This is a genomic window from Paenibacillus sp. MZ04-78.2, assembly GCF_024213375.1.
Classification (GTDB): domain Bacteria; phylum Bacillota; class Bacilli; order Paenibacillales; family NBRC-103111; genus Paenibacillus_G.
In genome coordinates this window covers 1-3,651 of record NZ_JANAVJ010000096.1, presented here as the reverse complement: position 1 = coordinate 3,651, position 3,651 = coordinate 1, and the positions used below count along the sequence as shown (strand labels likewise).

The 3,651-nt window shown below is 41.8% G+C and carries 3 protein-coding genes; 1 reads left to right on the top strand and 2 read right to left on the bottom strand.

Going from position 1 to position 3,651, the window contains the following annotated elements:
- Positions 1-56: 56 nt before the first annotated feature.
- Complete coding sequence (locus NLX71_RS26065) at positions 57-335, bottom strand: hypothetical protein (protein ID WP_254366711.1); 279 nt, start codon at positions 333-335, stop codon at positions 57-59.
- Positions 336-426: 91 nt separating this feature from the next.
- Positions 427-2,853, bottom strand: a complete 2,427-nt coding sequence (locus tag NLX71_RS26060; protein WP_254366710.1) for a LamG-like jellyroll fold domain-containing protein — start codon at positions 2,851-2,853, stop codon at positions 427-429.
- Between the two features lie 453 nt (positions 2,854-3,306).
- Between NLX71_RS26060 and NLX71_RS27240 the strand changes: the two genes are divergently transcribed.
- Positions 3,307-3,411: a DUF4277 domain-containing protein gene (locus NLX71_RS27240; protein WP_375377976.1), complete on the top strand. Its 105-nt coding sequence runs from the start codon at positions 3,307-3,309 to the stop codon at positions 3,409-3,411.
- Positions 3,412-3,651 lie beyond the last annotated feature (240 nt).

Here is a 3,651-nt window from a genome sequence, read left to right as displayed (position 1 = left end):
AACTTCAGCAATGGATTGCCGCTTTGCCCAGTTATATCAAGGCTTGTTTGCCGATTTCATGCTGCGAAAGTTGAGTTAATAAGATTTCCATTCGAATCAAATATGTTTTTTGTCCAATGCAAGGTTCCATTTTTATGGTTCTCGGCTGCTTTTAATTTATTATCAGCATCATAACTGTAGCTTGATTCTTTATCTCTTAACTGTATGACGGAAACTTCTGAAAGTGGTGCACAGCTACTCGTCTCTGCTTGAATATGTAACGGAAAAGTAATTAAAGATATAACAAACACGATAAAGAATGCTGCTCTGACCAAACTTCTTCTAGATAAAGACATTCCTGCAACACCCCTTCTTAAATTTTGTGTTTGTGAGTAAAAATTCTCGCTACCGAATCAAAGCTCTTATGCGCAATGCCCATTGAATCCTTTAAGATTTCTCTAAATTAGGTCTTGAAAACTTTACCAACCCTTTTTCTTTGCCACTAAAGTTCCTAAACATATTTTCTTGAATACTAGAGGAAGACAATGGATAATTCCATATTCGAAGCTCGCCGATTCTACCATTAAACCTATAGTGAGGTGTGCCTATTGAGCCTGATACCATGGCCGACGATGCTACGGTTCGAGATGCCGTTGTGATTCCTTGTCCCGCGGTAAGGTTCTGCTTGATCCCATCAATGTACAGCTCATTATTTGTTGCATCAGGCACTCCGTTAAAGAACGTTGCTGCCACATGGGTCCATTTGTTTTTTAGATTCGCCGACGGTATGCCTAACACATTGCTTTCTCCCGTATTAAATCCAAAATATCCGCCGGAAAACCATAGATCATACATCCCATCCCATGAGAACGGCATTCCTCCCTCTGTTCCATCCCAATTCATCCAAAACTCTACTGTGTTTTTTGCTCCCGACGCTGTATTTACTGCTATGTTATTCAGGTTTACTTGCTTCGTACCCTCAAATGCAAGCGATGTATTCGGTAAAGGTCGATCACTGAGTTTCCAATATCCTGTTACACCTGGTTCCATTCCTGCAATCACTTTATACATGTTCGATTGCACTTCTGATTGCGATAATGGATAGTTCCATATCCGAAGCTCGCCGATTCTACCGTTAAACCTATAATGAGGTGTGCCTATTGAACCTGATATCATGGCCGACGATGCTACGTTTCGAGATGCCGTTGTGATCCCTTGTCCCGCGGTAAGATTCTGCTTGATCCCATCAATGTACAGCTCATTATTCGTTGCATCAGGCACTCCGTTAAAGAACGTTGCTGCCACATGGGTCCATTTGTTTTTTAGATTCGCCGACGGTATGCCTAACACATTGCTTTCTCCCGTATTGAATCCAAAATATCCGCCGGAAAACCATAGATTATACATTCCATCCCATGAGAACGGCATTCCTCCCTCCGTTCCATCCCAATACATCCAAAACTCTACTGTGTTTTTTGCTCCCGACGCTGTATTTACTGATATGTTATTCAGACTTACTTGCTTGGTACCCTCAAATGCAAGCGATGTATTCGGTAAAGGTCGATCACTGAGTTTCCAATATCCTGCTACACCTGGTTCCATTCCTGTAATCACTTTATACATGTTCGATTGCACTTCGGATTGCGATAATGGATAGTTCCATATCCGAAGCTCGCCGATTCTACCATTAAACCTATAATGAGGTGTGCCTATTGAGCCTGATACCATGGCCGACGATGCTACGTTTCGAGATGCTGTTGTAGTTCCTTGTCCCGCGGTAAGGTTCTGCTTGATCCCATCAATGTACAGCTCATTATTTGTTGCATCAGGCACTCCGTTAAAGAACGTCGCTGCCACATGGGTCCATTTGTTTTTTAGATTCGCCGACGGTATGCCTAACACATTACTTTCTCCCGTATTAAATCCAAAATATCCGCCGGAAAACCATAGATTATACATCCCATCCCATGAGAACGGCATTCCTCCCTCCGTTCCATCCCAATACATCCAAAACTCTACTGTATTTTTTGCCCCCGACGCTGTATTTGCCGCTATGTTATTCAGGCTTACTTGCTTCGTACCCTCAAATGCAAGCGATGTATTTTGAGAGGGTATTTCTCCTAACTTCCAATACCCCACTAAACCGGCTTCCATTTCCTTATACAACTTATACATATTTGCTTGAATCTCCGTTGCCGACAATGCATGATTCCATATCCTCATCGTACCTATTTTGCCGATAAATCGATACATATTGTTATTTGAAGCTCCTGATACAACTGCATTGGAAGTTACTGTTACCGACGACGTCGTCTTGCCCAAAACAGGAGCTAAATTTTGCTTTACTCCATTAATGTAAAGCTCATTATTTACTGCATCCGGTACACCGTTATAAAACGTTGCCGCAATATGTACCCACCGGTTCTTCAAATCTGCTGACGATATCCCCAATATGTTTGATTCTCCGGTATTAAAGCCAAAATAACCTCCGCTAAACCAAAGGTCATAGGGCCCGTCCCATGAGAACGGCATAACGCCTTCTGTACCAGTCCAATACATCCAAAACTCCACCGTGTTTTTTCCACCTGGCTTAGTATTCACTGCAATATTATTGAGGCTTATTTGTTTCGTACCATCAAAAGAAAGGGATGCAAAGTTTCGAGTTATATTTCCATTCGCATCGTAAATATATTCTCTCCCTTGTCCTGTAGGCAATTGAACATTTATTAGCCTTCCAGATGAATCATAATTATACGAGCTTTCAGAATACGATGCTGACAAATAAGCATTAGCCTTCTCAAGGGGCAAAATAAACATTATTAAAAAAGCATTGAAATACATTAAAATTTTTCCTAAATTACATAAGGTATACACGAACAGTTACCCTCCAAAAGATTAGATTCTTAAAACTTGTAAAACCAGAAATAGTTTCCTATCAAATAATATCTTTGTAAAAGGGTGTCTGTATATAAAGAAATTGTAGGTGGAGTCCGTTATCATTTTGATCCCTTAAAACGCATAAAAAAGGACTCCAGAAGAGGATATCCTAAAACTAAGGTCCGTTGGGTCGTTACCATGCTGTCCGCTGTACTCTATTGGAACTGAACCATTAACTCGGTTTCCATCGACATCAAAATAATTTACCGAATATACTTCCGGCCCCACCGTGTTGGTGGACCGACTTTGTCGTGAAATCGAGTTTGAGCAGACTTTGAATGAACTGCTTCCATGGGATGCGAGCCGCTGCAAGCCGTCGCCCGGTGCGCGAATCAAAGCCCTTGTCATCAATGTACTTAGCAGCAAAGATCCCCTCTAGACGTTGGGCTGTTGTTCGGTGACGATGTAACTGCCGATGATTTGAATGATGACGCGCTCGCTCGCGCACTCGACAAGCTACATGAGGCCACGCCAACCTATCATTTGCACAATTGATTTGACTTCTTCAGCACTCAGAATGGATTGAAGAACGGATGGGATCGTGATACAATTTTTCATGAGATCGTCTCTTTCTTGAATCGGTTTAGTGGTACAAGCTATTCTACAGAAATGGCGATCTTTTTTCTACCATTTTTTTGGATATTCAACAGGCCTGGTTGGTAAGCGTCAAATCCTCCACACCTAGAAAAACGACGGGATTCATGAGATCATATACGTAACTGATTACGACGCGCA